Source organism: Rhodococcus sp. NPDC003322 (assembly GCF_053589555.1).
Map to the genome: position 1 here is coordinate 900,869 of NZ_JBSFSC010000001.1, position 24,851 is coordinate 925,719.

The 24,851-nt window shown below is 70.1% G+C and carries 27 protein-coding genes and 1 riboswitch; of the genes, 19 read left to right on the forward strand and 8 right to left on the reverse strand.

Features of this window, described 5'->3' with window-relative positions:
* Positions 1-29 precede the first annotated feature (29 nt).
* The 3 genes from ACWDUM_RS04170 (at position 30) to ACWDUM_RS04180 (ending at position 3,108) form a co-directional block, all read left to right on the forward strand.
* Positions 30-839 (forward strand): glutaminyl-peptide cyclotransferase, encoded by an 810-nt coding sequence (locus tag ACWDUM_RS04170; protein ID WP_450132987.1) that lies wholly within the window; start codon positions 30-32, stop codon positions 837-839.
* Positions 840-900: 61 nt separating this feature from the next.
* Positions 901-2,562 (forward strand): MFS transporter, encoded by a 1,662-nt coding sequence (locus ACWDUM_RS04175; protein ID WP_450115215.1) that lies wholly within the window; start codon positions 901-903, stop codon positions 2,560-2,562.
* Positions 2,563-2,610: 48 nt separating this feature from the next.
* Positions 2,611-3,108 (forward strand): DUF2771 family protein, encoded by a 498-nt coding sequence (locus ACWDUM_RS04180; protein WP_450132988.1) that lies wholly within the window; start codon positions 2,611-2,613, stop codon positions 3,106-3,108.
* Positions 3,109-3,176: 68 nt separating this feature from the next.
* Here the strand turns inward: ACWDUM_RS04180 and ACWDUM_RS04185 are convergent, their stop codons facing one another.
* On the reverse strand, positions 3,177-3,584 hold the full coding sequence (locus ACWDUM_RS04185) for a cold-shock protein (protein ID WP_450115213.1): 408 nt from the start codon (positions 3,582-3,584) through the stop codon (positions 3,177-3,179).
* Between the two features lie 134 nt (positions 3,585-3,718).
* Here ACWDUM_RS04185 and ACWDUM_RS04190 point away from each other — a divergent pair, with 134 nt between their 5' ends.
* The 4 genes from ACWDUM_RS04190 (at position 3,719) to ACWDUM_RS04205 (ending at position 6,651) form a co-directional block, all read left to right on the forward strand.
* Positions 3,719-3,976, forward strand: a complete 258-nt coding sequence (locus tag ACWDUM_RS04190; RefSeq protein WP_450115212.1) for a hypothetical protein — start codon at positions 3,719-3,721, stop codon at positions 3,974-3,976.
* The gene (locus tag ACWDUM_RS04195; RefSeq protein WP_450115211.1) at positions 3,973-4,380 is read left to right on the forward strand and encodes a YccF domain-containing protein; all 408 of its coding nucleotides are present in this window, start codon (positions 3,973-3,975) and stop codon (positions 4,378-4,380) included. The genes ACWDUM_RS04190 and ACWDUM_RS04195 overlap by 4 nt, the downstream gene beginning before the upstream one ends.
* Positions 4,377-5,699 carry a glycosyltransferase 87 family protein gene (locus tag ACWDUM_RS04200; RefSeq protein ID WP_450132989.1) on the forward strand — a complete coding sequence of 441 codons (1,323 nt, stop codon included), beginning with the start codon at positions 4,377-4,379 and terminating at the stop codon, positions 5,697-5,699. Before ACWDUM_RS04195 ends, ACWDUM_RS04200 begins: the two co-directional genes overlap by 4 nt.
* Before the next feature lie 131 nt (positions 5,700-5,830).
* Positions 5,831-6,034: riboswitch (cyclic di-AMP (ydaO/yuaA leader) on the forward strand.
* Between the two features lie 5 nt (positions 6,035-6,039).
* On the forward strand, positions 6,040-6,651 hold the full coding sequence (locus ACWDUM_RS04205) for a transglycosylase family protein (RefSeq protein WP_450132990.1): 612 nt from the start codon (positions 6,040-6,042) through the stop codon (positions 6,649-6,651).
* 66 nt (positions 6,652-6,717) lie between these two features.
* Here ACWDUM_RS04205 and ACWDUM_RS04210 read toward each other — a convergent pair whose 3' ends face one another.
* Positions 6,718-6,909 (reverse strand): hypothetical protein, encoded by a 192-nt coding sequence (locus tag ACWDUM_RS04210; protein WP_450115208.1) that lies wholly within the window; start codon positions 6,907-6,909, stop codon positions 6,718-6,720.
* Between the two features lie 60 nt (positions 6,910-6,969).
* Here ACWDUM_RS04210 and ACWDUM_RS04215 point away from each other — a divergent pair, with 60 nt between their 5' ends.
* The 4 genes from ACWDUM_RS04215 (at position 6,970) to ACWDUM_RS04230 (ending at position 12,420) form a co-directional block, all read left to right on the forward strand.
* Entirely contained in the window at positions 6,970-9,252 is a 2,283-nt protein-coding gene (locus tag ACWDUM_RS04215; protein ID WP_450132991.1) for a helicase-associated domain-containing protein, read from the forward strand.
* A 62-nt stretch (positions 9,253-9,314) separates the two neighbouring features.
* Positions 9,315-9,872 (forward strand): hypothetical protein, encoded by a 558-nt coding sequence (locus tag ACWDUM_RS04220; RefSeq protein ID WP_450132992.1) that lies wholly within the window; start codon positions 9,315-9,317, stop codon positions 9,870-9,872.
* Positions 9,873-10,070: 198 nt separating this feature from the next.
* Positions 10,071-11,750 (forward strand): DNA repair helicase XPB, encoded by a 1,680-nt coding sequence (locus tag ACWDUM_RS04225; RefSeq protein ID WP_450132993.1) that lies wholly within the window; start codon positions 10,071-10,073, stop codon positions 11,748-11,750.
* Between the two features lie 10 nt (positions 11,751-11,760).
* The gene (locus tag ACWDUM_RS04230; protein ID WP_450115203.1) at positions 11,761-12,420 is read left to right on the forward strand and encodes a DUF3239 domain-containing protein; all 660 of its coding nucleotides are present in this window, start codon (positions 11,761-11,763) and stop codon (positions 12,418-12,420) included.
* Here the strand turns inward: ACWDUM_RS04230 and ACWDUM_RS04235 are convergent.
* A complete protein-coding gene (locus ACWDUM_RS04235) occupies positions 12,417-12,986 on the reverse strand; it encodes a GNAT family N-acetyltransferase (protein WP_450133325.1) in 570 nt (189 codons plus the stop codon). The two genes, ACWDUM_RS04230 and ACWDUM_RS04235, sit on opposite strands and share 4 nt — an antisense overlap.
* A 5-nt stretch (positions 12,987-12,991) precedes the next feature.
* Positions 12,992-13,981: an LLM class F420-dependent oxidoreductase gene (locus ACWDUM_RS04240; protein WP_450132994.1), complete on the reverse strand. Its 990-nt coding sequence runs from the start codon at positions 13,979-13,981 to the stop codon at positions 12,992-12,994.
* Positions 13,982-14,037: 56 nt separating this feature from the next.
* Between ACWDUM_RS04240 and ACWDUM_RS04245 the strand changes: the two genes are divergently transcribed.
* Complete coding sequence (locus tag ACWDUM_RS04245) at positions 14,038-14,958, forward strand: sigma-70 family RNA polymerase sigma factor (RefSeq protein WP_450132995.1); 921 nt, start codon at positions 14,038-14,040, stop codon at positions 14,956-14,958.
* Here the strand turns inward: ACWDUM_RS04245 and ACWDUM_RS04250 are convergent.
* Positions 14,933-15,535 carry a carboxymuconolactone decarboxylase family protein gene (locus ACWDUM_RS04250; protein ID WP_450115195.1) on the reverse strand — a complete coding sequence of 201 codons (603 nt, stop codon included), beginning with the start codon at positions 15,533-15,535 and terminating at the stop codon, positions 14,933-14,935. The genes ACWDUM_RS04245 and ACWDUM_RS04250 overlap by 26 nt on opposite strands.
* Before the next feature lie 119 nt (positions 15,536-15,654).
* Here ACWDUM_RS04250 and ACWDUM_RS04255 point away from each other — a divergent pair, with 119 nt between their 5' ends.
* Both ACWDUM_RS04255 and ACWDUM_RS04260 read left to right on the forward strand, forming a co-directional pair.
* Complete coding sequence (locus ACWDUM_RS04255) at positions 15,655-16,836, forward strand: pyridoxal phosphate-dependent aminotransferase (protein WP_450132996.1); 1,182 nt, start codon at positions 15,655-15,657, stop codon at positions 16,834-16,836.
* A 7-nt stretch (positions 16,837-16,843) separates the two neighbouring features.
* Complete coding sequence (locus tag ACWDUM_RS04260) at positions 16,844-17,863, forward strand: AraC family transcriptional regulator (RefSeq protein ID WP_450132997.1); 1,020 nt, start codon at positions 16,844-16,846, stop codon at positions 17,861-17,863.
* 9 nt (positions 17,864-17,872) lie between these two features.
* Here the strand turns inward: ACWDUM_RS04260 and ACWDUM_RS04265 are convergent, their stop codons facing one another.
* On the reverse strand, positions 17,873-18,298 hold the full coding sequence (locus ACWDUM_RS04265; RefSeq protein ID WP_450132998.1) for a VOC family protein: 426 nt from the start codon (positions 18,296-18,298) through the stop codon (positions 17,873-17,875).
* A 110-nt stretch (positions 18,299-18,408) separates the two neighbouring features.
* Here ACWDUM_RS04265 and ACWDUM_RS04270 point away from each other — a divergent pair, with 110 nt between their 5' ends.
* Both ACWDUM_RS04270 and ACWDUM_RS04275 read left to right on the forward strand, forming a co-directional pair.
* A complete protein-coding gene (locus ACWDUM_RS04270; RefSeq protein ID WP_450132999.1) occupies positions 18,409-19,065 on the forward strand; it encodes a HEAT repeat domain-containing protein in 657 nt (218 codons plus the stop codon).
* Positions 19,066-19,077: 12 nt separating this feature from the next.
* Positions 19,078-20,085: a MerR family DNA-binding transcriptional regulator gene (locus ACWDUM_RS04275; protein WP_450133000.1), complete on the forward strand. Its 1,008-nt coding sequence runs from the start codon at positions 19,078-19,080 to the stop codon at positions 20,083-20,085.
* A 32-nt stretch (positions 20,086-20,117) separates the two neighbouring features.
* Here ACWDUM_RS04275 and ACWDUM_RS04280 read toward each other — a convergent pair whose 3' ends face one another.
* Positions 20,118-20,546, reverse strand: a complete 429-nt coding sequence (locus ACWDUM_RS04280; RefSeq protein WP_450115179.1) for a CBS domain-containing protein — start codon at positions 20,544-20,546, stop codon at positions 20,118-20,120.
* A gap of 84 nt (positions 20,547-20,630) precedes the next feature.
* Between ACWDUM_RS04280 and ACWDUM_RS04285 the strand changes: the two genes are divergently transcribed.
* Complete coding sequence (locus tag ACWDUM_RS04285) at positions 20,631-21,311, forward strand: alpha-ketoglutarate-dependent dioxygenase AlkB (RefSeq protein ID WP_450133001.1); 681 nt, start codon at positions 20,631-20,633, stop codon at positions 21,309-21,311.
* Here ACWDUM_RS04285 and ACWDUM_RS04290 read toward each other — a convergent pair.
* A complete protein-coding gene (locus ACWDUM_RS04290) occupies positions 21,277-22,374 on the reverse strand; it encodes a 3-deoxy-7-phosphoheptulonate synthase (RefSeq protein WP_450133002.1) in 1,098 nt (365 codons plus the stop codon). The genes ACWDUM_RS04285 and ACWDUM_RS04290 overlap by 35 nt on opposite strands.
* 354 nt (positions 22,375-22,728) lie before the next feature.
* Here ACWDUM_RS04290 and ACWDUM_RS04295 point away from each other — a divergent pair, with 354 nt between their 5' ends.
* Both ACWDUM_RS04295 and ACWDUM_RS04300 read left to right on the forward strand, forming a co-directional pair.
* Positions 22,729-23,091, forward strand: a complete 363-nt coding sequence (locus ACWDUM_RS04295; protein WP_450133003.1) for a low affinity iron permease family protein — start codon at positions 22,729-22,731, stop codon at positions 23,089-23,091.
* 49 nt (positions 23,092-23,140) lie between these two features.
* A complete protein-coding gene (locus ACWDUM_RS04300) occupies positions 23,141-24,718 on the forward strand; it encodes a CYTH and CHAD domain-containing protein (RefSeq protein ID WP_450133004.1) in 1,578 nt (525 codons plus the stop codon).
* Positions 24,719-24,851: the final 133 nt, after the last annotated feature.

Sequence of the window (24,851 nt, forward strand, 5' to 3'; positions counted from 1 at the left end):
GTGCCCGTTCGGGCTGCCATGCTTGGGTCGTGACCCGGTACCGACTGCTCAGCGTCGTCGCGGCCGCGACGGCGCTGACCCTCGGCGGCTGCGCTGCCGGATCCTCCGACGACAGCGGCTCCTCGTGGCTCGGATCGTCGAGTTCGGTGCCCCAGCTGCGCGTCGAGGTCCTGGGCACCCGACCACACGACACCGCGGCATTCACCCAGGGGCTCGAGGTGTCGGGCGGTGAGCTGCTCGAGGGCACCGGACTGGTGGGCCGCTCCTACATTGCCGCGCGCGACCTCGACACCGATGTCGAGCGTGCCCGTGTCCCGCTCCCCGACGGGATGTTCGGCGAGGGGATCACGGTCGCAGGGGACACCGTGTGGCAGCTGACTTGGCGGAACGGGGTCGCGTTCGCACGCGACCGCGACACCCTCGCGGAGCGGTCCCGCGTCTCCTACGCCGGCGAGGGCTGGGGCCTGTGCGCGCAGCCCGACCGTCTGGTGATGAGCGACGGCAGTGCCACCCTGACGTTCCGCGACCCGGCGACGTTCGCCTCCGTCGGCGCCGTCACGGTCACCCTCAACGGCGAGCCGGTGGACCGGCTCAACGAACTCGAATGCACCGCGGACGGTCTGGTCTACGCCAACGTGTGGCAGACCACCGACATCGTGCGGATCGACCCCGCCACCGGCGCGGTGGTGGCGGTGATCGACGCGTCGGGGCTGCTGACCGAGGAGCAACAGAAGGGCGTCGACGTGCTCAACGGCATCGCCGCGATCCCCGGCACCGATCGCTTCCTGATCACCGGCAAGCTCTATCCGGCGATCTTCGATGTGCGCTTCGTCTCGTGACCGCGCCACGGTCAGCGGGGCCTGTGGTTGTTTGTCCGGCTCCTAGGACAGAATTGGACCTGTGACCGGACCGCGCCACCCCTCCGAACCCGACGGGCGTCGGGCAGCCGCCGACGCCGGCCGCGGTGCGGTGCATCCCGGGTACACGAACTACCCGCCCCGCCGGCCGTCCGGACGCCGCGAACCGCTGCCGCCGCTGCACCCGACGGACACGAGCGCAACCGCCGGTGGCAACGACGCCGGAGAGCCCCCCACCGAGCAGATCCGGCCGTCGTCCCGGTCCGGTGGCCCGAAGCCGCCGCCGATCCCGCGCAAGCTGACGGTCACCCGGGTCGCGGCGATGCGCAGCCGGGAGCTGACCAACCGCGGGATCGCGACGTTCCGCCGGGCCGCGACCGCCGACGGCGCCGACAAGTCCGGTCTGACCCACCTGACCTACGCGGTGATGGCGAACTTCGCCACCGACGCCGCCGTCGCCGTCGCACTGGCCAACACCCTGTTCTTCTCCGCCGCCACCGGCGAGGACAAGACCAAGGTGGCGCTGTACCTGCTGATCACGATCGCGCCGTTCGCGGTGATCGCCCCGCTGATCGGCCCGGCCCTGGATCGGCTGCAGCGAGGTCGCCGCATCGCGCTGGCCTCCTCGTTCGCGCTGCGCACCGTGCTCGCGGTGCTGCTGGTGTTCAACTTCGACAGTTGGGCGCTGTACCCCTGTGCACTGGGGATGATGGTGCTCAGCAAGTCCTTCTCGGTGCTCAAGAGCGCCGTCACCCCACGCGTGCTGCCCCCGGACATCGACCTGGTGCGCACCAACTCGCGGCTGACGGTGTTCGGCCTGATCGGCGGCACCATCGTCGCCGGCGGCATCGCGGGCGCGATCGCGTTCGCCTTCCACTCGACCGGCGTGCTGTGGTTCACCGCCGCGATCACGGTTCTCGGCGCCTACCTGAGCATGCGCATCCCGGCGTGGGTGGAGGTCACCGAGGGCGAGGTCCCGGCGACCCTCGCCTACCACGGCGACGACGCCGTCACCGAGGTGATCACCCGCGAGCAGAAGGAGACGATCGCCCCGGACAAGCGGCGCCAACCGCTCGGCCGCGCCACGATCACCGGACTCTGGGGCAACGGGACCATCCGCGTGCTCACCGGTTTCCTCACCCTGTACATCGCGTTCGTCGCGAAGTCCCGCACCGAACACGAACCATGGATGCAGGCCGCGATGCTCGGCCTCGTCGGCGCCGCGGCCGGCATCGGCAACTTCGCCGGCAATGCGACCGGCGCCCGGCTCAAGCTCGGCCGGCCCGCGCTCGTCGTGCTGCGGTGCACCGCGGCCGTGACGGTGGTGGCGATCCTCGTGGCCTTCACCGACAGCCTGCTCACCGCGGCCCTGGCCGCGCTCGTCGCGTCCGCGGCGAGCGCACTGGCGAAGGTCTCCCTCGACGCCTCGTTGCAGCAGGACCTGCCCGAGGAGTCCATCGCCTCCGGATTCGGCCGCTCGGAGACGGTGCTACAGCTGAGCTGGGTCATCGGTGGCGCGCTCGGCGTCCTGCTGCCCACCGAGTACTGGATCGGCTTCACCGTCGTGTCGGTGGTGCTGGTCCTCGGATTGGTCCAGACGTTCCTCACGTACCGTGGCCGCACGTTGCTGCCGGGGCTCGGCGGCAAACGCCCCGAACACGTGAACCAGGAAGCACCCGTCGGTCCCGGCTCCCGGGCCGACTGACACCGAACCCGCCACACCGGGCGGGTACGAACGAGAACAAGGAAACCGATGACCTTGCAAGCCCGGACGAAGAAGATCCTCGCAGCGGTGGTCGTGGTGGCGCTGGTGGCTGCCGGCGCACTCGCCGCGGTCGTCACGATGCTCGTCCGCGACGCACCCGAGCAGCTGCCCACAGTGACCGCGTACGCACACGGCCGGACCGTCGACGTCGACGCCGGGATCTGTGACGCGAACATGCGCTGCGCCGACCTCGCTGTCGCCAACCTTCCGGTGCCTGCCGGCTCGTCGCTGCAGCTGTCGTTGCCGAAGGACATCGCCGAGGGCGACTGGCGACTGAACGTCCAGTTCGGCGACCCCCGCACCGGCGAGGTGTTCGAGGGATACCGCGACTACACCGCGGGCGAGAAGTACTCGGTGACGATCCCCACGCGTGAGAACGAGCAGCTGCTCGGCGTGATCATCCAGCAGCCGTCGTCGCGCGACTTCGCCCCGGTGTGGGCGATCCAGACCCTGCCGGACCTGCCCGAACCGGCAGCCGTCCAGTAAGACGCCCGAACAGCAGCGGAGCCCCCGGTCCAGGTGACCGGGGGCTCCGCGCGTTCAGTCGGACGAACTCAGCTGTCGAGTTCCCGGGCGACGGCGCGGACCACCTCGGAGATGCGCTGCGCGGTCTTGCGGTCCGGGTACCGGCCCTTGCGCAGGTCCGGCTGCACCTTCGCCTCGAGCAGGGTGATCATGTCCTCGACCATTCCGTGCAGCTCGTCGGGGGTGTGCTTGCGAGCGGCGTCGTCGCGGCGACCGGTCTGGCGCAGGTTCGGCGCCGGATCGAGCACCTTCAGGCTCAGCGCCTGGGGACCGCGACGGCCGGCGGCCATGCCGAACTCCACCCGTTGGCCGGCCTTGAGGCCCTCGACCCCCTCGGGCAACGCCGACGACCGGACGTAGACGTCCTCTCCCTCGTCCTGGGAGAGGAAGCCGAAGCCCTTTTCAACGTCGTACCACTTCACCTTGCCGGTAGGCACCGCGTCACCTGCTCATCCACGTAAAACGACCATATAAACGAACGCGCCCCACCGTGTGTGGGACGCGATGGTCGGCAGTCTACCTCCGCGTGCCCCTCCCGGGCACTCGGGTTTGCCGGGGATAACGTGGGGGTGTGGCACCACAGACCCCCGGCACCGAATCCACCAACGGCACCCCCGCCTCCGGCGGCGGCATCCTGTTCCGCGCCGCCATCGCCCTGTTCTTCCTTGGCCTGGTCGCGATCATCGCGATCTTCGTCGTCGCGGCGACCGGCCACACCCCCGGACTCGCGCTGTACCTGCTGGCGCTGCTCTGTCCGCTCGGCTTCCTGTTCGGAATCATCTCCGCACTGATGGCAGGCCGGCGTGTACGTGGAGAGGACAAGACATGAGGATCCTCCTGAACATCATCTGGCTGGTCTTCGGCGGGCTGTGGCTCGCGCTCGGCTACTTCGTCGCCGGCGTCCTGTGCTGCATCCTGATCATCACGATTCCGTTCGGCATCGCCTCGTTCCGGATCGGCGTCTACGCGCTGTGGCCGTTCGGCAAGACCGTCGTCGAGAAACCGACCTCCGGCGTCGGGTCCCTGATCGGGAACGTGATCTGGCTGGTTCTCTGCGGCATCTGGCTCGCGATCGGTCACGTCCTGAGCGCCGTCGCGATGGCGATCACCATCATCGGCATCCCGCTCGCCGTCGCGAACCTGAAGATGGTCCCGATCTCACTGATGCCACTCGGCAAGGACATCGTGGACGTCCGCTCGGTCCGCTCGTACCAACCCGGTAGCCCCGCATGAGCCGACCGCCCCGCACCGACCCGGATGCGGGGCGGTCGCTCCCCACACATCCCCTTTTCCTCGGCGCGCTCGCGGTGCTCGCCGCCGCTGCCCTCGTCGCCCACGACCGGGTCGTCCCGCTCGGCCACCCACTGTGGGGCTTCTTCCGCAACGGCCTGGACCTACTCGTCTACCGCAGCGGCGGCGCCACCGTCCTGACCGGCGCCGGACTCTACGACCATGCACTGCACGGCGGGATGTGGTGGACGTATCCCCCGTTCTCCGCGGTGCTGTTCGCCCCGCTGGGTCTGTTCACGCCGGAGATGACGACCCTGCTCGGCCACCTGACGAACTTCGTGGCGCTGTACCTGGTCGTGCTGCTGTGCTGGCGCCTGCTCGGCTACCGCACCGACCGCACGCTGTATGTCACCACCGGATTGCTGACGGTGATCCTCAGCTGGCTCGAGCCGGTACGGACCACGATCTGGCTCGGCCAGGTGAACCTGCTGCTCATGCTCCTGATCCTGTGGGATCTCGGTCGCCCCGAGGGCAGCAGGCTGCGGGGATTCGGGGTGGGCGTCGCGGCGGGCATCAAGTTGACCCCGGCGCTGTTCGTCGTCCATCTGCTGCTCACCCGGCAGTGGCGGGCGGCCGCGACGGCGGTCGCGGGTTTCGCGGCCACCGTCGCCCTCGGCTTCGCGGTCATCTTCTCCGACTCCAGGGCGTACTGGACCGGCGTGATCTGGCATTCGACCCGGATCGGCGAGACGGCGTGGCCGGCGAACCAGTCCGCGTCGGGTGTCCTGGCACGGTGGCTGAACCTCGACGAGCCGCCGCGGCTGCTGTGGCTGGGCGTTGCGATCGCGCTCGCCGCGCTCGGGCTGGCCTCGGCGCGACTCGCGCACCGACGCGGGCAGACCCTCCTCGCCACGACACTGTGCGGTCTCACCTCGTGCGCCGTCTCTCCGTTCTCGTGGGGCCACCACTGGGTGTGGTTCGTGCCGTTGCTGATCCTGGCGCTGGATCGGGCGCTGCGGGCCGGGCGGGCGACGCCTTGGCTGCTTCCTGTCGCGCTGGCGGTGCCGCTGCTGTGCTGGGCGCACCGGTTCCCGGACGACGTGTACGCGATCGGGCTGTTCATGATCCCGGCGCCTGCGGCCCTCGTCCCGCTCTTCGCGGCGGTGTATCCGTTGCTGTTCGTGGTGATTGCGGCGGCGACGTTGATCGCGCCGCGGGGTCGCGGCCGCTCGAAGCCCCAGGACACCCCCGAGAAGTCTTGTGATCTACCTCACATAACGGTTGAGTCACGGACCGGTCTCGACCACGCAGCGGCCAGCTGACCTGCGAAAACGCCCACCTCTCCTGGCGAAACGCCGAGAAACACGCCGATTTCGTAGGAGGTGACTCACCGCGATCGGCCACGTACGGTCGTCAGCGGTCGGTGTTCCGGCCAGTCCGGACCGCCGCGCCAAACCTTGTCCCGCGGAACGGATTCCCCAGAGGAAACCAGGGACAAGGACGGGGGACCCACGTCCCCAGTGGACACCGGGAGGCGAGCAACCGGCCTTCCTTGGGGTGAAGCCGTTTTTCGCGCCGATCACGGAGCGATCACGGCCGGGCGACCTCTCAGCCCGAACCCGACAGCTGACCTCGCAGGCGCGTGCGGAGAGGAAAACCTCCATGAGCGCTGGACGCCATCGCAAGCCCACGAACACGCGCAAGACCGCCGCCAAGGTCGTCGTCACCACCGCGGTGTTCGGCGCGGCGGGTGCGGCCTTCGCGGCCCCCGCAGGTGCCGCCCCGGACTCCGACTGGGACCGCCTGGCCCAGTGCGAGGCCGGCGGCAACTGGTCCATCAACACCGGCAACGGCTACCAGGGCGGCCTGCAGTTCTCCCCCAGCACCTGGACCGCCCACGGCGGCGGCCAGTACGCGGCCACCGCCAACCAGGCCACCCGCGAGCAGCAGATCGCGGTCGCCGAGAAGGTCCTCGCCTCGCAGGGCTGGGGCGCCTGGCCGTCCTGCTCCTCCAGCCTCGGCCTCACCAGCGCCCCGACCCAGCGCAGCGCACCGGCCGCCCAGGCCGAGACCCCCGCGCCGGCGCCGGCCCCGGCCGTCACCAGCATCCCGACCACCGACGGCACCGCCGACGTGTTCGATTCGCTCGACAGCACCATCCAGGCCGTCAAGGCCCGCGGCATCGCCGTCGACCCGCAGATCGAGAACCTGTACGAGCAGGCCAAGCTCAACCCGCAGGTCATCGACTTCCTAAAGTCCGTCGCTCCGCGCTGAGCCACCCAGAACGCGAGAAGGGCCCCGCACCGTTTCGGTGCGGGGCCCTTCTGCCGTTCGGTCCGGTCAGCGGTTGATGACGGTGACGGGATGGGTGTAGGGCAGCTCGGACAGCGGCCGCGGGAACTCGGTCTCCTCACCGAACGGGGACAACCCTCCGGAACGAGTCGACGAGAGCTCGGTGACCGCGTGGTCACCTTCCTTGACGTGCTCCGGCCAGCCTGGATCAACGTAACGCTTGCTCGAATTGTTAGCCACGAGGCCATTTTGACACCGAGTCGGCATCCGGTACAGCCCAGGTCACTAATCTGACAATCGATGACCGAAACCGATCCCGCCGCCGTGACCGACAGCCTGGCGACCTGGCTCAGCACGCGGAGCGACCGCGAGCTGGCGGAATTGCTGCGACTGCGCCCGGACCTGGCGGTCCCCCCGCCGGCGAACCTGTCGGTGCTGGCGTCCCGCGCCGAGCAGCGGGCGTCGGTGTTGCGGGTGGCGGACGACCTCAGCGTGCTCGAACTCACGTTGATCGGCTTGCTCGCCCGGGACGGCGCCGCCGAGTCCGGGGTGCGGCGCGACCAGCTCGCCGACGCGGTCGCGGGCCGGGCACCGGCGCGGGCCGTGGATCGCGCGCTGACGGTGCTGCGCGACCGGGCGCTGGTGTGGGGCACCAAGGCGCTGCGGGTGACACCGGCGGCGCGCGATGCGGTCACCTGGCGGATCGACCCGGCCACCACCACGCTGACCGCGGATCAGATCGCCGCGGCGGTGGCGGGGCTCACCGAGGACGAACGACGGTTGCTCGACACCCTCGCCACCAGCTCACCGATCGGCCGGACCCGCGACGCGGCCCCCGGCACCTCGCCGGATCGGCCGGTGCAGCGGCTCCTCGCATCGGGCCTGCTGACCTGGCTCGACGAGCAGACCGTCGAACTGCCCCACCAGGTGGGCCAGGTGCTGCGCGGCGAGACCGTCACCGACCCGTCCGTGCTGGCCCCGCCCGCGGTCCGCGGGACCAAGCACAAGATCGCCGAGGTGAACGCGGCCGCCGCCGGCGAGGCGCTGGAACTGATCCGGCACTGTGAGGAACTGCTCGGCGCGCTCGGTGACCATCCCGCACCGACCCTCAAGGCCGGGGGTCTCGGGGTGCGCGAGGCGCGGCGGCTGGCCAAGGTCGTCGGGATCGACGAGGTCAGGGTGAGCCTGCTCGTCGAACTGTTGTCCGCCGCCGGGCTGATCGCCGCAGGTGTCCCCGACCCGCTGCCCGCGGCCGACACCGGCGACGAGTACTGGGCGCCCACCACGGCCGCGGACGCGTGGCTCGAGGGCACCCCGGGGCATCGGTGGCAGCTGCTCGCGCAGGTGTGGCTGGACCTGCCGCGCCGACCGTGGACGGTGGGGCTGCGCGACCCACACGACAAGCCGATCGCCGCCCTCTCCGACGAGGTGCGGGCGTCCGGCGCCCCGCGGGATCGCCGGTTCGTGCTCGACGTCGTCGCCGAACTCGGCACCGGGGTGGGTGCGAGCGCCGCGGCGGTGGCGGCGGTGGTGGCGTGGCGCCGGCCCCGCTGGGCGGGCCGGCTCGGGGTGTCCGCGATCGAGCACACCCTGCGGGAGGCGACCGTGGTCGGGCTGATCGGCCGCGGGGCCCTGTCGTCACCGGGCCGCAGCCTGCTGCACGGCGGCCCTCCGGAGTCGGTGCTCGCCGAGATGGTCGCGGCGTTGCCGAAACCGATCGACCACGTGCTGGTTCAGGCGGACCTGACGGTGATCGCGCCGGGGCCGCTGGTGCCGGATCTGCTCGCCCAGATCACGCTGGTCGCCGACGTCGAGTCGGCGGGCGCGGCGACGGTGTACCGGGTCGGGGAGGCCAGCGTGCGGCGCGCCCTCGACGCCGGGCGGACCGCCGCCGAACTGCACGCCCTGTTCGCGTCGCATTCGCGAACCCCGGTCCCGCAGGCCCTGACGTACCTGATCGACGACGTGGCGCGCAGGCACGGCCGACTGCGGGCCGGTATCGCGCAGGCATTCGTCCGTTGCGACGACCCGGCGATGCTGGCGGAGGTGCTGTCCTCCCCGGTCGCCGAGGCGCTGGCGTTGCGGGCGCTGGCGCCGACCGTTGCGGTCTCGCAGGCGTCGCTCGGCGAGGTGCTCGAACAGTTGCGGGCGGCCGGTTTCGCCCCGGCCGGGGAGGACTCCTCGGGCGCGATCGTGGATCTGCGCCCGCCGGGGGCCCGGGTGCCCAGGCGCCGCGCGCGCGGCGTCCGGCGGATACCCGCCCCGCCGACCGACGAGCAGCTCGACCTCCTGGTCCGGCAGCTGCGGGCCGGTCAGCGCGCGGCCTCCACCCCGCGCGGTGAGGCGGTCCGCTCGGACGGCACCCGCGCCGGCAGTGCCGCAACGATGGCGCTGCTGCAGCTCGCGGTGAAGGTGGGGCGCAGCGTCCGGATCGGCTACGTCGACGCGCAGGGCATCGCCTCGGAACGCATCGTCGACCCGGTCAGCGTCGGTGGCGGCCAACTCGACGCCTTCGACCCCGCCGACGGCGCGATCCGCCGGTTCACCCTGCACCGGGTGACGTCGGTCTCACTGGTCGACTGACCCGAAAAAAATTCGAAAAAGACCGCCTGCCTGCACGGCTGGCTTTCTTCGGAAAATGAAGTATGGTCGGGCCCAGTGATTGCCTCTTCGAATTCAGGAGCGACAATGGCAGACAAGAAACCCGGCAAAAACCTCAAGAAACCGGCACAGTCGTTGAAGGAAAGGCGCGCGGAAAAGCGGGACCGGACGGCGGAGTCCGGCGAGTTGATCCGGAAACGCAAGCGCCACTGACGGACCGAATTTCCGTGCACTGCGACACCGCCGCACCGGCGGCCTCCCGAGTTCTCGACACCCTCTACCGACAGTTGCGCGGGTCCGCCGGCGGTGCGGCACCCCCGAGCCCCAGGTCCCGCGGACGGCTCGCGGCGCTGACCTCCGCGCGAATCTTCGTCCTCGACGAGTGCGCACAGGACTGGATATTCCCGATCCACGCCGCATCGAACACAACAGAAGGCCCCCTCGTGAAAAAGACACTCTTGGCCCTTGATCGAATCAAGGACCGACTGGAAAACGAACTCGATGCCACGTCGGGGCACACCGAACGCGAAGCCGGATACCGTGCCGGAATTTCCGAGGCGCTGGTCCAGGTGATGGATATTCGACAGGATCTCGGGCGCTAGAAAAAGGAAGCGGTCGGCCGAAGATTTCGAGAAATTCGGCCTTGCGGAAACACTTCCGTGGTGTTGCGCACGAACCCGGCGCGATTCGCACCTGTTTCCGGCACACCCCGCGGATGCCCGGCGGTCCCGACGTCGGGTCACGTCGCCTCCTGCGCGAAGCGTGGACAATGGAGTGGTTGTCATCGCTAGGAGGCGTACGTGACCGACGGACCGCTCATCGTCCAGTCCGACAAGACCCTGCTGCTCGAGGTCGACCACCCGATGGCCGATCAGGCCCGGCAGGCGATCGCGCCGTTCGCCGAACTCGAGCGCGCGCCCGAGCACGTGCACACCTATCGCGTCACGCCGCTCGCGCTGTGGAACGCCCGTGCCGCCGGGCACGACGCCGAGCAGGTGGTCGACGCCCTCGTCACCTATTCGAGGTTCGCGGTGCCTCAGCCGCTGCTCGTCGACGTCGTCGACACGATGGCCCGCTACGGACGGCTGCAGCTGGTGAAGAACCCGGCCCACGGACTGGTGCTGGTCAGCCTGGACCGGGCGGTGCTCACGGAGGTGCGCAGGCACAAGAAGATCGGCCCGATGCTCGGCGCGCAGGTGGACGAGGACACCGTCGTCGTCCATCCCTCCGAGCGGGGGCACCTCAAGCAGATGCTGCTCAAGATCGGCTGGCCGGCCGAGGACCTCGCCGGCTACGTGAACGGTGAGGCGCACCCGATCGAGCTGGACTACGAGGGCCGGTTCCCCGGTTCCGCGGACGGCGGCTGGCACCTGCGCGACTACCAGGAGATGGCGGCGGACTCGTTCTGGGCGGGCGGCTCCGGTGTGGTGGTGCTGCCGTGTGGTGCGGGCAAGACGATGGTCGGCGCGGCCGCGATGGCGAAGGCGAAGGCGACGACCCTGATCCTGGTCACCAACACCGTCGCGGGCAGGCAGTGGAAGCGGGAACTGATCGCGCGGACCTCGCTGACCGAGGACGAGATCGGCGAGTACTCGGGTGAGAAGAAGGAGATCCGCCCGGTCACGATCGCGACCTACCAGGTGATCACCCGGAAGACGAAGGGCGAGTACAAGCACCTCGAACTGTTCGACTCCCGCGACTGGGGCCTGGTGATCTACGACGAGGTGCACCTGCTGCCCGCGCCGGTCTTCCGGATGACGGCGGACCTGCAGTCGCGGCGACGCCTCGGCCTCACCGCGACGCTGGTCCGCGAGGACGGCCGCGAGGGCGACGTGTTCTCGCTGATCGGTCCGAAGCGCTACGACGCCCCGTGGAAGGACATCGAGTCGCAGGGCTGGATCGCCCCCGCCGACTGCATCGAGGTGCGGGTCACGCTCACCGACGCCGAGCGGATGGCGTACGCGACCGCCGAACCGGAGGAGCGCTACAAGCTGTGCTCGACCGCGCACACCAAGAACGCGGTGGTCAAGTCGATCCTGGACCGGCACACCGACTCGCCGGCCCTGGTGATCGGTGCCTACATCGACCAGCTCGACGAGCTCGGCGAGGCGCTGGACGCACCGGTGATCAAGGGGTCGACGAAGACCCGGGAGCGTGAGGCGCTGTTCGACGCGTTCCGGGCGGGCGAGATCAAGACCCTCGTCGTCAGCAAGGTCGCGAACTTCTCCATCGACCTGCCGGAGGCGTCGGTCGCCGTCCAGGTGTCGGGCACGTTCGGGTCCCGGCAAGAGGAGGCGCAGCGGCTGGGCCGGCTGTTGCGGCCCAAACACGACGGCGGGCAGGCGCACTTCTACTCGGTCGTCGCCCGCGACACGCTCGACGCCGAGTACGCGGCGCACCGGCAGCGGTTCCTGGCGGAGCAGGGGTACGCGTACCGGATCACCGACGCGGACGACCTCCTCGGACCGGCGATCGGGTAGGAATAGGACTGTGCGTCGCTTCGAGTTCCCGGTAGACACCGCCCACGCCAAGTCGGTCAACGAGACGGTCGGTGACGTTCGCCGCCTGCGCTGGTCCGCGATCATCACCGCCCTGCTGTTCGCCGCGCTCGCCGCCTGGTTCGTCGTGCTCGCGCACCCGTGGTCGTACATCCTCGCCGCGGTCGCGGTCGTGGTCGCGGTGGCCTCGTTGTGGATGGCGTTCTGGGCGCCCCGCAAGGTCGGGTCGGTCGAGGACCTGTACGCGAACGGGGAACTGGTCCCGGCGATCGTCGCGGTGTCCCGCCCGCGCGGCGCGACGCTGCTGGCGCTGGTGAACACCGCCAAGCCGAGCGCCGACGCGCCGCACTACGCGCTGGTCACCCGCACGATCCGCACCCTGCCGGGGCATTCGCTGACCAATGTCGGCGAACGCGTCCCGTCGATCTCGGTGCTCTCGGACCGCACCACGAACTCCCATGCCGACACCTGGCAGATGGTCAGCCCGATGCCGATCGCGTGGGGCACCCGCGACCCGAAGGTCCTCCGCCGGGCGATCGAGCAGATCCCGAACGCCGAGTGGAAGCTGCTGACCAAGTCGATCCCGCTGGTCGACGACGTGGCGAAGGCGCAGAACCAGCAGATCCCGGTCTCCGCCAACGACATCCGCTAGACGAGCGGGGGCCAGCCCTCGTCGGGTGTGCGCCGGTCCGTGGCCAGCAGTCCCGCGACCCACACGTCCCGGCGGACGCCGCGCTGCAGTCCCCCGCGGCGGGCGATGCCCTCGAACCGAAATCCCACCCGCCGCGCGACCGCAGCGGACGCCGTGTTCCCGACGAACGCCCGCCACTCGATCCGTTCGAGGGCCAGCGTGTCCGAACGGAAGGCGAAGTCGCACACCAGGTTCAGCGCCGCGGTCATCAGCCCTCGACCACGCTCGGCGGGGTCGAGCCAGAACCCGATCTCGGCGGCCGATTCGTCACGGGCGCCGAGACCGATCATCCCGACGGCCGGACCGTCGGGGCCGTGTCGCACCGCCCAGGTGGGACTGCGGTCGGCCCAGCCCGCCGGAACCACCCTCGTCACGAACGCCTCCGCGTCCGCCCGCCGATACGGCACCGGCATCGTCGTCCACCGTCCGATCGCCTCGTCCTGGCAGCAGCTGGTGATCGACGCGACGTCCGCCTCGGTCGGCGGCGTCAGTGACAGTCCGGGCCCGGACAGGCCCACCACGAACATCGCGTTCACGCCTCCAGTGCGGGAATCACCTCACGTTCGAACAGTTCGATGCCGGAGGTGTCGTGGGCGGCCTCGGCGAAGTAGCAGATCGCGTAGTCGAGGCCACGCTCACGCAGTGCGGTGAGGTTCTCGACGATCTGCTCCGGGGTACCCACGCCGGGCATGCCGCGGTACGCCGACAGTGCCGCCTCGGCGACCTCCTCCCCCGAGAACTGCGCGATCTGTGCCTTGATCTGCGCCAGCCGCTGCTCCACCTCGGCCTCGGTGGCGCCGATCGCGATGTTGTAGTTCGCCGAGCGGACGATCGCACCGAAGTCGGTGCCGACCGCGGCGCAGTGCTCGCGCAACACCTCGGACTTGTGGGTGAACCCGTCGAGGGTGCCGTCGAAGTTCGTGTACTGCGCGTACTTCGCGGCGATCTTCAGCGTGACCTTCTCGCCACCACCGGCGATCCACAGCGGAATACCGCCGTCCTGCAGCGGTTTCGGAGCCACGATCGCACCGTCGACCCGGTAGTGCTTCCCGTCCAGCGTGGCGCGACCGGTGGTCCACGCCTGCCGCAGGATCTGCACGCCCTCGTCGAGCCGGCCGAGCCGCTCCCCCGCCGCCGGGAACCCGTAACCGTAGGCGCGCCACTCGTGTTCGTACCAGCCGGCGCCGATGCCCATTTCGATCCGGCCGCCGGAGATCAGATCGGCGGTCGCGGCGACCTTCGCCAGGTAGGCCGGATTCCGGTAGCTCATGGCGGTGCACATCTGCCCCAGCCGGACCGACGACGTCACCGCGCCGAGCGCCGACATCAGCGACCACGCCTCGTGAGTGGCCTCGTCCGTCGGCGTCGGCACGGTGTGGAAGTGGTCGTACACCCACACCGACTCCCACGGTCCGGCCTCGGCGCGCAGCGCCACCGACTTCATCGCGTTCCACTGCTCGGCGGGGTCGATACCCACCAGGTCCAGCCGCCAGCCCTGCGGCACGAACATTCCGAATCGCATGACCGTGAATCCTACGAGGGATGACGCACCTCCGCCCGATGGGGCAGTATCGGATCATGCCCACCGCCACACCGACCGTGGAGTTCGAGGAGCATCGTCGGCACCTGCTGTCCGCGGCCTATCGGCTGACCGGCAGCGTCAGCGACGCCGAGGACGCGGTGCAGGAGACGTGGCTTCGCCTGGCCGACGCCGACACCGACTCGATCCGGGATCTGCGGGCCTGGCTGACGACGGTGGTCGGTCGGATCTGCCTCGACCATCTGCGCAGCGCCGCGGTACGCCGGGAAACGTATGTGGGACAGTGGCTTCCGGAGCCGATCGTGACTCCGGTCGGGTCGGGTGCGGCCGTCGACCCGTTGGAGGCCGTGGTCCGCGACGAGGACTCCCGGCTGGCCGCGCTGGTCGTCCTCGACACCCTGGGCCCGGACCAGCGCGTTGCTTTCGTGCTGCACGACGGATTCGGGGTCCCGTTCGACGAGATCGCGGGGCTGCTCGGGAACTCCGTCGCGGGCTGCAGGCAACTCGCGTCGCGGGCCCGGCGCACGGTGGCGGCCGCCGACGTGCCACCGCCCGACCCCGATCACGACGCCGCGGTGGGACGGTTGCTGGCCGCGATGGCCACCGGGGACCTGCGCGCCGTGATCGATGCGCTCCATCCGGAGGCGGTGGTGATCGGGGACGCCGGCGGCACCACGAGCACCGCCCTGAACGTGCTGCACGGCGCGGACCGCTTCGCGCGGTTCTTCCTCGGCCTGGCCGCCAAGTACGGCGACCGGGCGTTCGAGAGCCTCGAACCGGCGATGGTCAACGGGCGTCTGGGGTTCTACTCGCGCGGAATTCCGGGCGATGGCGCCCACCGCGGCTTTCCGGCGCGGGCGGAAGGGTTCACCGTCCGCGACGGAAAGGTCTGTGCCGCCTACGACTTCGCGAATCCCGCCAAGCTGGGCGGGGTCAGGATGGCGAATCCGACGACGTGACGGCCGCCGGCTGGTCGGCCCACGGCACCCGGCACGAGTCCGTGCTGAACCCCTGGTCGACGATCCCGAGCGCGGAGTTCATCCGCGACCGCTGGTTCTCCAATGCGATCTGGAATGTCAGCTCGACGACGCCGGCCTTCCCGAAGCGGCGTTCGAGGTCGGCGACCTGCTCGTCGGTCGTGGTGGTGGGGGTCGCGGTCATCGCGTCGGCGTACGCGATCGCCGCGCGTTCGTCCTCGCTGTACAGCGGCGAGGTCGCGTAGTCGTCGATGTGCTGCAGCCGATCGACGTCGAGATCCTCGAGGCGCATCAGCATCGCGCCGAAGTCGACGCACCACGAGCACCCGACGGTCCACGCGACGCGGTACACGGCGAGATCGCGGACCGCGGCGGGCAGCACCGTCGAGGCCTTCTCCGCGGCCAGTTCCTGCACGGCGGACGCCATCAGCAGCTTCCGGTGATGCGCGACGACGGTGAACGGTTCCGGTACGACACCGAACCGGCGGGTGGCGAACCGGTACGCGATCCGGGCCAGCACTCCGGCATCCTTCGGGGCGAGGGGGGCGATGCGGGTCATGTCTTCTCCTGTTCGCGGCGGGCGCCCGAGAGGGGCCTTCGACTTGTGGACGAGACAGGACCAGTAAACGTGACAGCGGTCGTCGAAGTAGCCCGATACACGGCCGATAAGCTGTGACAATGCCCGCACCACGTGTTCAGACGGTGACCCGACTGCAGCCGTTCGCCTCGACGATCTTCGCCGAGATGACGGCGCTCGCGGTCCGGAACGGGGCGATCAACCTCGGGCAGGGCTTCCCCGACACCGACGGACCCGCCGCGATGCTCGACGTCGCGCGCACCGCCATCTCCGATGGGCTGAACCAGTACCCGCCCGGTCCGGGCATGCCGGTGCTGCGCGAGGCGATCGCTGCGGATCGGGCCGACCGGTACGGCCAGCGTTTCGACCCGGACACCGAGGTGCTGGTCACGGTCGGTGCGACGGAGGCGATCAGTGCGACCCTGCTCGGCCTGGTCGAACCGGGCCAGGAGGTGGTGCTGATCGAGCCGTACTACGACTCGTACGCCGCCGCGGTGGCGTTGGCCGGCGGGGTGCGCCGGACCGTGCCCCTCGTCGCGGACGGCGACGGCTTCGCCCTTGACCTGGACGCGCTGCAGGCCGCGGTCGGCCCGGACACCCGGATGATCGTGGTGAACACCCCGCACAATCCGACCGGCACCGTGCTGTCCGACGCCGAGCTGGCCGCGATCGCGGAGGTCGCCGTCCGGCACGACGTGCTGTTGCTCAGCGACGAGGTGTACGAGCACCTGCTGTTCGACGGCCGCAGCCACACGCCGATCGGCATGCTGCCGGGCATGGCGGAGCGGACGGTGACGGTGTCGAGCGCGGCGAAGACGTTCGCGGTCACCGGCTGGAAGACCGGGTGGGCGTGCGGGCCGGCGGAGCTCGTCGACGCGGTGCGCACGGCGAAGCAGTTCATGTCGTTCGTCGCGGGCGGACCGTTCCAGCCTGCGGTCGCGCACGCCCTGCGGCACGAGATGCCCTGGGTCAGCGAGCAGCGGAAGACGTTGCAGCGCAAGCGGGACATGCTGTCCACCGCCCTCGCCGAGGCCGGTTTCGGTGTCCGCTCCAGTGCCGGAACCTATTTCGTGTGCGCGGACATCTCCCCGCTGAGCGACGTCGACGGCGAGTCGTTCTGCCGCGCGCTGCCCGAACGCATCGGCGTCGCCGCGGTACCGGTCAGCGTGTTCGCCGACCACAAGGATCCGTGGAATCATTTGGTGCGCTTCGCATTCTGCAAACGCGACGACGTGCTGACCGAAGCGGTCGAGCGGCTGCACCGGCTGGCGGGGCGGTGGTGATCCGGCGATGACCGGTCGCACCGTTCCCGCCGACTTCGTGCGCCGCGCCGCCGTGCTCGCGGCCGGCGCCGGGTTCGACATGGCCGCGCCGCTGTCGGCGGCCGGGATCGCCCCGACGGTCCTCGGCGAGGGCGCCGAGCGCATCACCCCCGCCCAGTTGACGCGGTTCACGCAGGCGGCGTGGCACCTGACCGACGACGAACTGTTCGGGCTCGGCGCCGCGCCGGTCCCGCGAGGCACGTTCCGGGTGATCTGCCTGACCCTGATCCACCGGCCCGACCTCGGCAGCGCGCTCGAACGGCTCGTCGACGTGATCCGGGTGATGCCGGGGCTGTCGCCGCTCCGCCTGGAGACCGGTCCGGAGACCACCGCGCTGCACGCGGAGATGCCGCACCGGGATCCGGCGGTGCCGCGGGAGATCGCGGACGCGGCCGACCAGTTGCTCACCGACTTCGTCCTGATGCTGTTGCACCGGTTCGCGGCGTGGCTGGTGGGTCGCCGCGTGAAGCTCGTCGCGGTGCGTCTCCCCCTTCCCGAACCGGACCGGGTGCTCGCTCGCGCGTACGACGCCATCTTCGGCGTCCGGGTCAGCTTCGGCGCCGATCACGCCGCGATCGAACTGGACAACGCGGTGTTGCGGGCGCCGATCATCCAGACCGAGGAGGCCCTCGAGGAGTACCTGCGCGAGTCCCCGAATCTGCTGTTCTCCGAACGGGATTACGACAGCAGCGCAGCGGCGCAGGTCCGGAAGGCGCTCGAGCGCGGCGTGGCGGGGCGTACCGCGTCCGCCGACGACATCGCGGACATGCTCTCGATCAGCGCCGCGCACCTGCGGCGGCTGCTCCGGCACGAGGGCACCTCGCTGAATCAGCTGCGCGAGGAGGTGCTCCGCGACACCGCCATTTCGGGCCTGGCCCGCGGCGAGTCCGTCGACGAGCTGTCCGCCCGGCTCGGGTTCTCCGAGCCGAGCGCGTTCCGCCGCGCCTTCAAGCGCTGGACCGGCAGCACCCCCGGCGCCTACCGCTGACTCCGGGCCTCAGGTGAGGCAGAACTCGTTGCCCTGGGGGTCGGTCATGGTGATCCACCGGAACGGGCCCTGCTCGGCGTGGTGAAGGACCGTCGCACCGCGTTCGACGAGCGCGTCGGCGACCGCCTGCCTGTCGTCACCCACCCGCAGGTCGAGGTGCATCCGGTTCTTCACCGTCTTGCCCTCGGGCACCCACTGGAACAGGACCCGCGGGTGTTCCGGATGTTCCGGATCGCTGATCCCGGCGCCGGCCTTCCACACCAGCACCCCTTCGAAGATCTCGGTGTCGTCCTCACTGGCCTGACCCGCGGCGACGACGCCGCGGATGAAGTCCTCGTCGCTCGGCTCCACCCGCCAGCCGAGGGTCTGCGCCCACCACTTCGCCAGTTCGTGCGGGCGTTGCGAATCCACCGTCACCTGAAAGTCGTAGCTCATGCCCGGACACTACGTCGACCCACTGACATCACGAGTGATCCGCGCCACCGGGCCCTTGACCCTGACACAGTGTCAAGACCTGTAGTGATCGGCGAAGGAGGTGGTTGACGATGAACGCAATCAACCACGGTGGGTCGAACACTCACCTCGTCACTGCTCTGGCCGGTGACCACCCGTCGGCCCGGCTGCGGGCGGCGCTGACGGCGGGTACGGACCGCGACCCGCGTCTCACGGAGGCGCTCGTCGCCCGGTGCGCCGTCGAACCGGATTTCTTCGTCCGCGACATGCTGACCTGGGCGCTGTGCCGGATGCCCGCCGAGGACACGGTGCCGCGGCTGCTCGACGAGCTCGGGACCGACGTCGACCAGGCGCGCAGCCAGGCGCTCCACACCCTGTCCAAGATCGGCGATCGGCGGGCCTGGCCCGCGGTGGCGGCGCTGCTGCACGACGAGCATGACGAGGTCGCGCGCAGCGCCTGGCGGGCCGCCGTGGCGCTCGTGGCGCCCGGTGCAGAGGGCGGGCTCGCGGCCGACTTGGCGTCGGAGCTGGGCCGGGGCGACCGCGACATGCAGCTCAGCCTGAGCCGCGCGCTGGTGGGACTCGGGGAGGTCGTCCTCCCGGTCCTGGACGCCGCGGCGGCGAGTCCCGATCCGCGGGTTCGCGCGCACGCGGAGGCCACCGAACGGCTCTGCCACGACCCCGACAGCGGGTTCACCCTCTCGCTCGAGTTGGCGAAACGCGTTGCCGCCGCCGGTCCGGACGCGTGAGGAGGAGACGCGATGTTGATCGGTGAGGTCTCGCGGCGCTGCGGCGTCAGCACGCGCATGCTGCGCCACTACGACGCGCTCGGACTGGTGACGCCGACGGGGCGCACGTCCGGCGGCTACCGCGAGTACTCCGCCGGCGACATCCGTCGCCTCTTCCACGTCGAGAGCCTGCGGACGCTGGGGCTGTCGTTGCACGATGTCGGCCGCGCGCTGGACGAGCCCGGCTTCGCGCCGGCCGAGCTGGTGGGCAACCTCATCCGGCACACGCGAGCACGCATTGCCGCCGAGGAGGAACTGCTCACGCGGCTAGAGCACGTCGACGCGGCCGGGCCCGCGGAGTGGGCGGACGTCCTGCACCTCGTCGCGCTGCTGCGGGCGCTCGAATCGGAGTCCGGGGCCCACCGGCAGCAGGCGATCCTGTCGCACGACGGAAGTGCGGCGCTGCCCGTCGAAGCACTGGCCCTGGCGGCCCTGACGGAGGACGACCCCAATGTGGCCGGCGCGCTGCAGTGGTCGCTGGCGAGGGCAGGCCGGGGCCTCGCCGATCTCGCCGTCGGCCTCGACTCGGAGGTGGTCGCCGTCCGGCGGCGCGCGACGTCGGCGATCGCGGCGTTACCCTCCGCGGAGGCGACGGTGCTGCTGAGGCGGGCGCTCGGGGATGAGGACGACACGGTCCGCGACCGTGCTGCCCTCGCTCTCGGCACGAGGGGCGGGGCCGACGCGGTCCCAGCCCTCCTCGAGATGGTCTTCGACGGGCGCAGCGATGTCGAGGCCGCCGAGGTGCTTGGACGACTGTCGGCGGTGTCGACCTCGGACGACGCCATCGTCGGGGCGATGCGGGACAGGCTCGCCGGGACGGTCGATCTCGCCACGCGGTTGCGGATCACCCAGGCGCTGGCGGAGATTCCGGGCGCAGCGGCGCGGGACGCGCTCGTCGCACTGGTCGAGGACGGTGACCGGACGGTCTCGGCCACCGCGGCAGCGATCCTGAGCACGCGCGAACCCGATCAGCGGACGTAAGGTCCCGAGCCGGCTGCCGCCGCGGGTGACGGTCAGCGACGGTCGATGTAGGCCTCGAGCTGGTCTCGTTCGCTCTGCAGTTCGTCGATCCGGCTCTTGACGACATCACCGATGCTGACGATGCCGACCAGCCGGCCGTCGTCGAGCACCGGCAGGTGCCGGATCCTTCTCTCGGTCATCGTCGCGGCGAGGCTGTCGACGGTGTCCGTCGGCGCGCACGTGAACACCGACGGGGTCATGATCTCGCCGACCGTGGCGCTCAGCACGCCGGGCCCTCGCTGGTGGATCTGGTGCACCACGTCGCGTTCGGTCACGATGCCGACCATCGAATTCTCCTGCACGACGACCAGGGCCCCGAGGTTTCGCCTGGTCAGTTCTCCGATCAGCGCGTCGACCGAGGTGCCGGGGTCCACGGTGACCACGGCCGGGCCCTTGCCGCGCAGTACATCCGCAATTCGCATCCGGATACCTCGATCCATCCGCTCGACAGCATTATGTGATCCAGATCATATCCGTGCGGGCATCCGACCGCGCTTTACGAACAAATGTTCGATTTCGGGTGTAGGATCCGACGCGTGGAGATTGCGATGCAATCGTCGCTGTTCGACGACCCGACCGGCGGCCCGCGCCTGGGGACGCTCGGCGGGACGATCCGGCGTCGCCTCCTGACCGCGGGTGCCTGGGTGGACGTGCGGCCCGGCTGGCTCACCGGCTCCGAGCGGGTGTTCACCGACCTGATCGACGCGTCGCGACCCGACGCCGTGCCGTGGCGGGCGGAGCGCCGCCGGATGTACGACCGCGTGGTCGACGTCCCCCGCCTGGTGAGCTTCTACGACGAGGGCATGCCCCTGCCGGACCCGGTGCTCACCGAGGCCCGGGACGCACTGAGCGCGCACTACCTACCCGAACTCGGCGAACCGTTCACGACTGCCGGCATGTGCTGGTACCGCGACGGCTCCGACAGCGTCGCCTGGCACGGCGACACCATCGGCCGCAGCGCCACCGAGGACACCATGGTCGCGATCCTCTCGCTCGGCGAGGCCCGCCCGCTGACGCTGCGTCCCCGCGGCGGTGGAGGAGAGACGATCCGATTCTCCCTCGGCCACGGCGACCTACTGGTGATGGGCGGGTCCTGTCAGCGGACCTGGGAGCACGCCGTCCCGAAGACGGCGCGCCCCACCGGCCCGCGGATCAGCGTGCAGTTCCGGACGCGCGGCGTGCGGTGACGACCGCCTCGGCGAGCCGATCCAGCTGGGCTGCCGTGGTGTTCCAGTCGATGCACGCATCGGTGATGGACTGGCCGTAGGTCAGCTCGTCCGCCTTGCCGAGGGTCAGGTCCTGCCGGCCCGCCTCGATGAAGCTCTCCAGCATGATGCCGACGACGCCCTTCTCACCGCCCGCGATCCGGTTCGCGATGTCGGTGACGACGTCGACCTGACGTTCGTGGTTCTTCTGACTGTTGCCGTGGCTGGCGTCGATGACCACCCGCTCCGGAAGGCCCGACTTCGCAAGGCGCGCAAGGGTGTCCGCGACGGACTCCCGGTCGTAGTTCGGGCCGGCGCTGCTGCCGCGCAGGATGACGTGGCAATCCGGGTTGCCGACCGTGCGGATCAGTGCGGACTGCCCGTTGAGGTCGGTGCCGGGGAACACGTGGCTGGCGCCGGCGGCGCGGGTGCCGTCCACTGCGACCTGCACGTCACCCTCGGTGGAGTTCTTGATGCCGACCGGCATGGACAGCGCGCTGCACAGCTGGCGGTGCACCTGGCTGGCGGCGGTGCGGGCGCCGATCGAGCCGTAGCTGACCAGGTCCGCGATGTACTGCGGGGTGATCGGGTCGAGGAACTCGCAGCCGACCGGCAGCCCGATCTCGGTGATGTCGACGAGCAGCTTGCGGCCCATGCGCAGGCCGGTGTTGATGTCGAAGCTGCCGTCGAGGCGCGGGTCGTTGATCAGGCCCTTCCACCCGAGGGTGGTGCGCGGCTTCTCGAAGTACACGCGCATCACGACGTGCAGGTTGTCGCGGTGCTCCTCCGCCTTCGCGGCCAGCCGGCGCGCGTAGTCGAGCGCAGCTTCGGTGTCGTGCACCGAGCAGGGGCCGACCACGACCATCAGCCGGTCGTCGCGACCGGTGAGGATGTCGACGGTGGCGGCGCGACCGGCGCGCACGGTGGCGGCGACGGCGTCAGCGGCGGGGTGCTCGCCCCGAACCTCGACGGGCGGGGCCAGTGGCGAGATCGAGATGGTCCGCTGATCGTCGAGATCGCGGGCGGTGTCGATCGTGAGAGTCATTCGTCGTCCTGTTCTTGGCGGCTGTTCGTTGGAGGCCGACCCAGGAGACTTGAATGCATCCGCGAGCCGGTCTGTTCCGGCTCGGGGTGGAGAGGTCAGCGCGCGGTTACGCCGACCGACCCACCCGGGGCCGGCCTGCTAAACCAGAAATATGCGCGCTGCATGGCCGCCACTGTAGCAGGAGCCTCGTCTGCTGCGGCCGCCACCGTGTGATCGTGGGAACAGTCAGGTCACCCGGCCTCGCGCCTAACGGTTCCCACCGCGTTCGGCGACATGGGTCCAACCATCGTCAGTGAGCGAAGGAGATGTGCCCACTGACGTTTCGTGGGTGACAGCTGTGGGCACGCGGCATACATGTCCGTTCGAGGGGCCGAGTCACGCCTGGCTGCCGCCACCGAAGCGGTCGCTCGCTGGTCCGGCTCTGCCTGGGCACCCGCGGCGGCCGCGGCCGTGATCGCTGCGCTTCTGGTCGTCGGCGCTCTCGGCGACTTCTCGACTGGGTGGGCGTACGCCGTACACACCGCTGGCGCCTTCATCAGCGTGTTCATGCTGTTCGTCGTCCAGCACACCACCAACCGAGAATCGCACGCCATCCTGGTCAAACTCGACGAACTCATCCACTCGTCAGCCCGCGCACACAACGAACTGATCGACGTCGAGGACGAACAGATCAGTGAACAGGAGCAACTGCACAACGAACTACACCACGACCACTGAACCAGTCTTGTGGAGTCGTGTGGTGCGCCGACCACCGAGGAGGGGTCCGATGACCGCCGCGCAGGCCAGCATTCCCGAGGAATCGGCAGAAACGGAACGAAAGTACGACGCCGCTCCGGACCAGGAGCTGCCTCCGTTGTCGGATCTGCCCGGCATCGCCGGGCGACCCGTGGTCGAGGTGCAACAACTGTCGGCCCAGTACTTCGACACCTCCGACTACCGACTGCTACGTAACGGGATCACCCTCCGCAAACGCACCGGTGGTGACGATGCGGGATGGCACCTCAAGATCCCCGCCGGCGACGACGACACCCGTACCGAAACGCGGCTCCCCCTCTCCGCCGGCGACACCCCACCTCGACAGCTCACAGCTCTCGTCCATGGAATCACCCACGCACATGCGTTGGCACCGATCGCGCGGCTCGACACCCGACGCCGCCGCAACCGGCTCCTCGACGCTGCCGGTGCACCACAGGCCGACATCGTCGAGGACACCGTCACCGCAGTGCTGCCCGACACCGGCGAGCAACGAATCTGGACCGAAATCGAGGTGGAGCAGGCCGGCGCCGGGCGAACGCTCGCCGACGCCATCGAAACGAGGTTGCTCGAGGCCGGCATCGAACGATCGACCCACCCCACCAAGCTCAACCGCGCGCTCGCCGAGGTCGTCACCGCATCCGACCTCGAGGAGCGGCGCGCCCGCAAGACGGACGAACCCCGAGAATGCCTCCGCCGTTACCTGCAGAAGCAGATCCGCCGTCTCGGCCTCGCCGACATCGCTGTCCGCCGAGACGAACCGGAGGCGGTCCACAAGATGCGCAAGGCGGCGCGGCGCGCCCGCAGCGCGCTGCAGGCCTACGCCCCGGGGTTCGGACTCGACGAGCGGGCGCAGCCGCTGATCCTCGACCTGCGCTGGCTCGGCAGACGACTGGGCCCGGCGCGTGACGTCGAGGTCCAATGGGCACGGATCAGCACCCGGATCGCCGAATCGGCGGCCCTGCCCAGGCAGGAAACCGTGTACGCCCGCGTGAACGAGTACTTCTCCGAACAGGCGGATACGGCCCGGGCCTCGGCGCTCGCGGGTCTCGACTCCGAGCGCTATCTCACTCTCCTCGATGCACTCGACGTCTTCGTCGAGGACCTCGCCACCCCGGCCGGGTCCACCCCGACCGCGCAGGCACCAGACCGGGACACGCGCAGCGAGGTGAGTGCCGAGGATTCGGTCCGGATCCTCAAACGTCTCGCCGCCACGGTGTCCAAACGGGTGGACAAGGCGGGTGACGCAGCGACACGCCGAGAACGCGGCGAACGGATCCACCGCGCCCGAAAGCGAGCCAAGCGGATGCGCTACGCGATGGAGGTGATTCGCCACCGCGCGCCGAAGAAGACGGCACGGGCGCTCAAGCGCTTCAACGACTTCCAGGACGTCCTCGGAGAATTTCAGGACTCGACGGTGGCGAGGGAGCACCTGCTGGCCATCGCCACAGCACACGATCACACCGCCGAGTCGAGCTTCGGACTCGGCATTCTCCACCAGCTGGAACAGCAGATCGGCGACGAACGCGCCGACCACGTGAGCAGCGAGTGGAAAGCGGCACGCAAAGCTGCGCGCCGACTGTGGCGATGACCGCACGGTGAGGTCACCCGCCGCGCCGCTCCCCCACAGGGTCGGCGCCCCCGCATGAATCCCGACACGTGCCGGAGCGGGCGAGTTCGGATGCGAGAAATGGCCGTCTTGTCCGCGCTCACGGCCGCATCGA

Coding starts and splice junctions, on each gene's coding strand:
- ACWDUM_RS04180 (WP_450132988.1), top strand. CDS start 2,611: ATGACCTTGCAAGCCCGGACGAAGAAGATCCTCGCAGCGGTGGTCGTG.
- ACWDUM_RS04195 (WP_450115211.1), top strand. CDS start 3,973: ATGAGGATCCTCCTGAACATCATCTGGCTGGTCTTCGGCGGGCTGTGG.
- ACWDUM_RS04200 (WP_450132989.1), top strand. CDS start 4,377: ATGAGCCGACCGCCCCGCACCGACCCGGATGCGGGGCGGTCGCTCCCC.
- ACWDUM_RS04205 (WP_450132990.1), top strand. CDS start 6,040: ATGAGCGCTGGACGCCATCGCAAGCCCACGAACACGCGCAAGACCGCC.
- ACWDUM_RS04215 (WP_450132991.1), top strand. CDS start 6,970: ATGACCGAAACCGATCCCGCCGCCGTGACCGACAGCCTGGCGACCTGG.
- ACWDUM_RS04220 (WP_450132992.1), top strand. CDS start 9,315: ATGGTCGGGCCCAGTGATTGCCTCTTCGAATTCAGGAGCGACAATGGC.
- ACWDUM_RS04235 (WP_450133325.1), bottom strand. CDS start 12,986: ATGTTCGTGGTGGGCCTGTCCGGGCCCGGACTGTCACTGACGCCGCCG.
- ACWDUM_RS04240 (WP_450132994.1), bottom strand. CDS start 13,981: ATGCGATTCGGAATGTTCGTGCCGCAGGGCTGGCGGCTGGACCTGGTG.
- ACWDUM_RS04245 (WP_450132995.1), top strand. CDS start 14,038: ATGCCCACCGCCACACCGACCGTGGAGTTCGAGGAGCATCGTCGGCAC.
- ACWDUM_RS04250 (WP_450115195.1), bottom strand. CDS start 15,535: ATGACCCGCATCGCCCCCCTCGCCCCGAAGGATGCCGGAGTGCTGGCC.
- ACWDUM_RS04255 (WP_450132996.1), top strand. CDS start 15,655: ATGCCCGCACCACGTGTTCAGACGGTGACCCGACTGCAGCCGTTCGCC.
- ACWDUM_RS04260 (WP_450132997.1), top strand. CDS start 16,844: ATGACCGGTCGCACCGTTCCCGCCGACTTCGTGCGCCGCGCCGCCGTG.
- ACWDUM_RS04265 (WP_450132998.1), bottom strand. CDS start 18,298: ATGAGCTACGACTTTCAGGTGACGGTGGATTCGCAACGCCCGCACGAA.
- ACWDUM_RS04270 (WP_450132999.1), top strand. CDS start 18,409: ATGAACGCAATCAACCACGGTGGGTCGAACACTCACCTCGTCACTGCT.
- ACWDUM_RS04275 (WP_450133000.1), top strand. CDS start 19,078: ATGTTGATCGGTGAGGTCTCGCGGCGCTGCGGCGTCAGCACGCGCATG.
- ACWDUM_RS04280 (WP_450115179.1), bottom strand. CDS start 20,546: ATGCGAATTGCGGATGTACTGCGCGGCAAGGGCCCGGCCGTGGTCACC.
- ACWDUM_RS04285 (WP_450133001.1), top strand. CDS start 20,631: ATGTTCGATTTCGGGTGTAGGATCCGACGCGTGGAGATTGCGATGCAA.
- ACWDUM_RS04290 (WP_450133002.1), bottom strand. CDS start 22,374: ATGACTCTCACGATCGACACCGCCCGCGATCTCGACGATCAGCGGACC.
- ACWDUM_RS04295 (WP_450133003.1), top strand. CDS start 22,729: ATGTCCGTTCGAGGGGCCGAGTCACGCCTGGCTGCCGCCACCGAAGCG.
- ACWDUM_RS04300 (WP_450133004.1), top strand. CDS start 23,141: ATGACCGCCGCGCAGGCCAGCATTCCCGAGGAATCGGCAGAAACGGAA.